The following is a 6,493-nucleotide window of genomic DNA, read 5'->3' on the forward strand; positions in this document are numbered from 1 at the left end:
CCATCCCAATGTTTTTACAATCGGCACGGCAGAAAAAGAGAGCTTTGATGTCGATGTCATTCAAAGTGACCGAGGCGGCTCCATCACCTGCCATTCTCCTGGACAAAATGTTTACTATTTCTGTTTTGTAGTGAAAAATCCTGCACAATTTTATAAAAAAGTACTTACTGCATTTGAGACTTTTTTTATCAAATATCTGCCTAAAGTAAGTTACCACAAAGAACAAGCCGGTTTTTACATTCAAAACCGTAAAATTGCTTCGCTTGGATTTCGCTATTCGCAGGGGGTTTCTTTGCATGGAGTGGCTCTGAATGTGGATGTTGATTTGGATTTTCACTCACAGGTAAATCCCTGTAATTTAGAGGGCATTATGCCAACCTCTCTTGCTAATGAGGGTCTCGATCTCACGCAAGAAGCAGTAAACGCAGCATTAGTGCATTTTTTAGAGGAGACTTTTGACGATGCAGCCGTTTAAACCAAAGGTCAAAGCACCAGCTCCTGAATTACTACACAATATGCAAACAATATTGCAAAATAACCAGCTTGCAACGGTATGCGAAGCGGCTGCTTGTCCAAACAGAGCAGAGTGTTACAGTCGAGGGAGTGCAACTTTTATGATTTTAGGAGATGTCTGCACGCGAGCCTGTTCGTTTTGTAATGTAAAGACTGGACATGGGCAAAAAGTAGATGATGAGGAGCCGCTGCGTTTAGCAAGTGCCATTAAAGACTTAAATCTGAAATATGTTGTTATTACTTCTGTGGATAGAGATGATTTGAAAGATTATGGAGCTGAACATTTTGCAGCTTGCGTGAAGAGTATAAAAGAGCACAATCCTGAGATAAAAATAGAGCTTCTAACACCTGATTTTCGTAACAATAAAGCTTCTCTAAACGCAGTAATAGCAAGTGATGCCTACAAACTCGCACACAATCAAGAGACGGTACGAAGAGTGAGCAAAAGTGTGCGTCCACAGAGTAATTATGACCGTTCATTAAAAGTTTTGGAGTATTATGCTAAAAATTCTAACAAAATCATCAAATCATCTTTGATGGTGGGACTTGGAGAGCGTGAAGAGGAGCTGCGTGAGAGTATGCGTGAGCTTTTGGATGTCGGTGTAAGTGAGCTGACAATTGGGCAGTATTTGCAGCCTACACCGAAGCATCACAGCGTTGAAAAGTATTATGATGCGCAGTTTTTTGAAGATTTAAAAGCTGAAGCTTATGCTATTGGATTTAAAGCGGTGGCTTCAGGAATATTAGTGAGAAGTTCTTATTTTGCAGAGGAGTTATAATGAGCAGACTTGTTTTAATGCGTCACGGTGAGAGTGTTTATAATCAAAAAAACCTTTTTACAGGTTGGACAGATGTTGAGCTGAGTGAAAAGGGAGTGCAAGAAGCAAAAGAGGCTGGTGCGCTGCTGAAAAAAAACAATATCTATCCCGACATCTGTTTTACCTCTTGGCTTAAGCGTGCTATCCATACTGCACAAATCGCTTTGGGTGAGCTTGAATGGGAACATATTGATGCCATTCGTTCTTATAAACTCAATGAACGCCACTATGGAGCATGGCAGGGGCAAGACAAAACAAAGGTTTTAAAAGAGTATGGAGAGGAGCAGTTTTTAGCTGTGCGTCGCGGTTATGATGTTCCTCCTCCAGCTTTAGATGAAAATGATGCACGCGTAGTTTGGCGAGATAAAAAGTATGACGGAATTTCTCGTGAGTTGCTGCCGCTGCATGAGTCGCTCAAAGATACAAAAAAACGCGCTGTTGATTACTATAATGAAGTCATCATGCAAGAGTTACAAGCAGACAAAACGGTGCTTATTTCTGCACATGGAAATTCTCTGCGCTCATTAGTAATGTATTTAGATGAACTTTCAGAGACAGAGGTAGTAAAGCTTGAAATTCCTACGGGTGAGCTTATTGTTTACACTTTTGATGCAGCCTTTAAAATCAAAAACAAAGAGATTTTAAAACAGTGATAACCCATTACTTGATAGAGCATTTTTCCTATTGGATTCTTTTTGTCTGGAGTCTGTTTGAGGGTGAGGTAGGACTTACACTCGGTGGCTATCTTAGTAAAGAGAGTGATTTAATCTTTTCAAAAGTTGTTATCATAGCCATCATCGGTGCCTTTATCAGTGATATTACAGTCTTTTTAATAGGAAAATATTCCAATGCAAAAGTAGAAAAATGGTTAGGAAACTATAAAAATCGTTTACGGCTAATAAAAACATGGTTTAAAAAAAATGTCATCTGGCTCATTCTTTTTGAGCGTTTTATTTATGGTACGCACATTCCTTCACTACTTTTTATTGGTATGAGTGGGTACTCTTTTTGGAAATTTTTAATTTTTGACATTATTGGCATCATAATATGGGCTATTACATTTACAACTTTGGGATATTATTTTGGTGAAAGTGTAATAGATGTTATAATGTTATTACAACAACACCTTTCAATAGTTTTTATAATGTTATTTTTAGGTTTAATTATTTTTATTTAAAATAAAGTGAAGAATTAGGAGAGAATATGCAAGATTTTATGGATGCTGTAGTTTTTGGTTTTAAAGGTGTTTTTAGAGCAAGAACAATGAAGTTTGCTATGACAAATGGTCTCGTTATTTCCGCTGTCTGGATTGTAATTGGAATGTTTTTTTGGGATGGGATTATCTCTAGTACAAGTTCTATTTTAACTTTTATTCCTTTCTCAATGTTGCGCTCAAACGGGGCTTGGATGCTCTCAGCTTTTTTATGGTTACAATTAGTTTTAGTAACTTTTGCACTACTATTTTCTTTTCTTGGAAATATTATAATTGAAAAGATAAGTAGAGATAAGTATGCCACACTTTCAATAAGTATAGGTCTTGCAAGTGCTGTTTTTTGGGGAGTTGTTTGGTTTTTTGAACATCAACTTATTTATTCAAAATTTTTAAGACTTTTAACATGGTTACCTTTTGAGACTATTGAAAAAGGGCTTGCATATCTTATTGGTTTTTACATTATTTATACTGCTATAATCGTTAGTATGATTTTTGTTACTAGTATGTTTTCTAGTAAATTTTTGTCTGAGGTAAAAGAGAGAGAGTTTCCATACGATGCTATGCATGATGAGTATGAATATAACAACATGAAAAAAACTCTTAGAGATGCAGGAATTTTCATTGGTATTTCAATTGTATCTTTTCCTCTGCTTTTTATCCCTGTTATCAACTTTATCATTCTTGTTGGACTTTGGACATGGATGATGAAAGATACCATTGCTTATGATACCGCTTCATTTGTATTTGGCACCGTAGAAAAAGAGAAACTAAAAGAGTTTAAAGCTTCTATTTGGGGACTTAATTTAATAGGTTCACTCTTCAACTTTATACCTGTATTTAATGTTTTTGGTCCCTATTTTACAGAACTTGCAATGTTTTACTATCTAAAAGAAAAACGAGACGCATGAGCTACTATTTAGCACTTCTTTTAGTGTTTGCAGGCTTAGGATTTAGCATAATTGCATTTTGGATGTTTTTGCAAATAAGAAAAGAAGAAAACATCAAAAAGGCACTTGCTATGCCTTTTAAAGAAGAATATAGAAGTTACCTCAATAAAACAGCGCACTACCCTAAACTTTGCCCAGAAGATAAAGAAAAAATAGAACACTCTATTATGCTCTTTACACACACAAAAGAGTTTATTGGAGCGAGTATTGAAGTAAATGCTGAAATGAAGGTCATTATTGCCTTTTATGCCTGTCTTTTACTTTTACATAAAACACAAACAAACTGCTACGACAATCTTAAAACCATCATCGTTTATCCAAGTGCTGTTGCGTTTGAAAACATAAACGCAGCTAATGGCATCTACACAAAAGAGAAGTTTCTCATAGACGGACAATCAGCAAACGATACCGTCATCATCGTTTGGCACGATGCTAAAAAAGAGGCATATCATCTGCGTCAGGACAATGTAATAGTGCATGAATTTGCTCACGAGATTGACTTTATGGATGGAGAAATAGACGGTGTACCACCAATTGAAAAATCAAAATACAATGAATGGACAAATGTGCTTTTTCACGACTACAAAAAACTCTCTGATGTTGTCTTAAAAAATAGAGAGTGGGGAAAATACAAGCTTCTTGGCTCTTACGCCGCTACAAATGAAGCAGAATTTTTTGCAGTTGTCAGTGAGCGTTTTTTTGAAACACCGCAAAGTCTGAAAAAGCACTTTCCAGAACTTTATGAAGAGTTAAAAAGTTTTTACAACATAGATACGGCAAGCCTACTTCATAGTTGAGCCACATTTACCTGTGCCACATTTCATCGTAGGTTTTGGAGCTTTTATAGCTGCGCTACACTTTCCAAGACCACACTTACGCGTCATCTTCTTTGTTTTTGGATCACGCACGCAGTTATAGACTGCTTTTGTTGTGCGCGCCTGTTTGACACACTTTTCTCTTGGGTCATTTTCTCTCATTTGTAAGAGTATATTTCGCTTCTTTTTTGCAAGTGCTGCATTGCCATCAAACATATTTGCCCCACACTTTCCTGCCCCACACTTCATTCCAGGTGCAGTTGATTTTGCCGCTTTCTTCTCACTAGAACAGCCGTTTACAAAAAGAGAAAACAATACAAACATTATCACATAGAACTTTTTCACGATTTTATCCTTTTTTGCATATTGTACTAAAAATTTGTGTTCGTTTTGTGTCGGTTATTTTAAATAGTATAAAATTTTAATATACAAAATATGAGGAAATTTTATGCATAAAATAAAAAAAGTGTTAATAGCTAACAGAGGGGAGATTGCTCTTAGAATTATACGAGCATGTAAAGAGCTTGGAGTAAAAAGTGTTTCCATCTTTTCAGAAGTAGATATTGCAGGTGTTTGGGTTCGTAAAGCTGACGAGTGTTACCCTATCGTTGGGAATCCCGTAGAGGCATACTTAAACTACGACAGAATTATAGATATAGCAAAAAAAGCCAAATGTGACGCTATTCATCCGGGGTATGGATTTCTCTCAGAGAGTGCTGAGTTTGCACAAGCCTGTGCAGATAATGGAATTGTTTTCATTGGTCCAAAAGCAGAACATATTGCCCTCTTTGGAGATAAGATGGCTTCAAAAGCTGCTGTAAAAGAGGTTGGTGTACCTATTTTAGAAGGAACGCTTGAACCTGTAACAGACCCTGTGGAGGGCGAAAAGATAGCAAAAGAGATAGGTTTTCCAATCATCATCAAAGCTGCGTTTGGCGGTGGTGGACGCGGAATGCGCATTGTTGAAGAGGCAAAAGAGTTTCAAGAACTTTTTGCATCGGCAACAAATGAGGCTGTAAAGTATTTTGGAAAAGGGGATGTCTTCATTGAAAAATATGTGCGTAATCCTCGCCATATAGAAGTACAAATAATAGCGGACAAATTTGGTCATGTTGTACATTTGGGAGATCGTGACTGCTCAATTCAACGCCGTCATCAAAAGGTAATAGAGATAGCACCAAGCCCACTTCTTAACGAAGATACACGCCAAAAACTCTACAAAATCGCTGTAGATGCTGTTAAAAAAATCGGCTATGAGAGTGTCGGTACAGTTGAGTTTCTTGTCGATGATACTGACAATATCTACTTCATCGAGATGAATACCCGTGTACAGGTTGAGCATCCTGTTACTGAAATTATTTCAGGTATAGATATTATCCAGCGTATGATAGAAATCGCAGGTGGAGATAGACTCAAGTACAAACAAGAAGAAATTTCACTTCGTGGATTTGCAATAGAGTTTAGAATAAATGCAGAAAATCCAAATAACAACTTTATGCCTGCAGTAGGCACAATCACAAACTACATGGCACCAGGTGGTCCAGGAATTCGTCTTGATACAAGTATCTATTCAGGATATAAAATTCCTGCAAATTACGACTCTATGATAGGTAAACTTATAGTCTTTTCACTTACATGGGAGGGTGCTGTAAGAAGAGCTAAACGTGCCTTAGATGAGTTTTACATAGACGGCATCATAACAAACATTCCACTACATCAAGCCATCGTAATGGACAAAGACTTTCAAGCAGGAAAATTTGACACATCTTACCTTGAAAAGAAACTTGACAAGTTTCACATGGAAGCGCAAAACCTTTTAGAAGATGAACAACAAAAAGTTGAAAAACTCACCTCTATGGTCGAACATATCAAATCAAACAACATCTACAAAATGCCAGGAGAAGATGATGTACTCTTTTAAGAGTATATCATCATTTGTTCTATACTCATCATAATTTTAAAACCACATCCTAATACCTGCTGTTACATACGTCTCATTCAGTGGGCTATAATCATTTGTTTTACCAAAGTTCTTCGCCCACTCTACACCGACATAGGGAGCAAATTCTCTTCGTATCTCATATCTGAGCCGTGCGCCGAGGGTTATGTTGGAAACTCCAGAGCCATATTGCATTTGTGGGGCATCTTTTGAGTAGGCATCGAGTGTGAATTTTGGCGTGAGGATGA

General features: G+C 37.1%; 9 protein-coding genes. 7 read left to right on the forward strand and 2 right to left on the reverse strand.

Going from position 1 to position 6,493, the window contains the following annotated elements; genetic code table 11:
• The 6 genes from lipB to MVY38_RS10175 all read left to right on the forward strand — a co-directional run.
• Positions 1-475, forward strand: a 475-nt coding sequence (lipB, locus tag MVY38_RS10150; protein ID WP_297485836.1) for a lipoyl(octanoyl) transferase LipB, incomplete at its 5' end; no start/stop codon positions are given.
• Positions 462-1,292, forward strand: a complete 831-nt coding sequence (gene lipA, locus MVY38_RS10155; protein ID WP_297485838.1) for a lipoyl synthase — start codon at positions 462-464, stop codon at positions 1,290-1,292. The genes lipB and lipA, both read left to right, overlap by 14 nt.
• Positions 1,292-1,984: a 2,3-diphosphoglycerate-dependent phosphoglycerate mutase gene (locus MVY38_RS10160; protein ID WP_297485840.1), complete on the forward strand. Its 693-nt coding sequence runs from the start codon at positions 1,292-1,294 to the stop codon at positions 1,982-1,984. The genes lipA and MVY38_RS10160 overlap by 1 nt, the downstream gene beginning before the upstream one ends.
• A complete protein-coding gene (locus tag MVY38_RS10165) occupies positions 1,981-2,508 on the forward strand; it encodes a VTT domain-containing protein (RefSeq protein WP_297485842.1) in 528 nt (175 codons plus the stop codon). The genes MVY38_RS10160 and MVY38_RS10165 overlap by 4 nt, the downstream gene beginning before the upstream one ends.
• Before the next feature lie 26 nt (positions 2,509-2,534).
• Entirely contained in the window at positions 2,535-3,452 is a 918-nt protein-coding gene (locus tag MVY38_RS10170; RefSeq protein WP_297485844.1) for an EI24 domain-containing protein, read from the forward strand.
• The gene (locus MVY38_RS10175; protein ID WP_297485846.1) at positions 3,449-4,288 is read left to right on the forward strand and encodes a M90 family metallopeptidase; all 840 of its coding nucleotides are present in this window, start codon (positions 3,449-3,451) and stop codon (positions 4,286-4,288) included. The genes MVY38_RS10170 and MVY38_RS10175 overlap by 4 nt, the downstream gene beginning before the upstream one ends.
• On the opposite strand, the gene MVY38_RS10180 is transcribed toward MVY38_RS10175, so the two are convergent.
• Positions 4,274-4,630: a hypothetical protein gene (locus MVY38_RS10180; RefSeq protein ID WP_297485848.1), complete on the reverse strand. Its 357-nt coding sequence runs from the start codon at positions 4,628-4,630 to the stop codon at positions 4,274-4,276. The genes MVY38_RS10175 and MVY38_RS10180 overlap by 15 nt on opposite strands.
• Before the next feature lie 124 nt (positions 4,631-4,754).
• On the opposite strand from MVY38_RS10180, the gene MVY38_RS10185 reads away from it, so the two are divergent.
• Complete coding sequence (locus tag MVY38_RS10185) at positions 4,755-6,227, forward strand: acetyl-CoA carboxylase biotin carboxylase subunit (protein ID WP_297485850.1); 1,473 nt, start codon at positions 4,755-4,757, stop codon at positions 6,225-6,227.
• 36 nt (positions 6,228-6,263) lie between these two features.
• Here the strand turns inward: MVY38_RS10185 and MVY38_RS10190 are convergent.
• The coding region (locus MVY38_RS10190; RefSeq protein WP_297485852.1) for a copper resistance protein B at positions 6,264-6,493 on the reverse strand (230 nt) is incomplete at its 5' end.

It is taken from the genome of Sulfurimonas sp. (genome assembly GCF_027056685.1).
Taxonomy (GTDB): Bacteria; Campylobacterota; Campylobacteria; order Campylobacterales; family Sulfurimonadaceae; genus Sulfurimonas.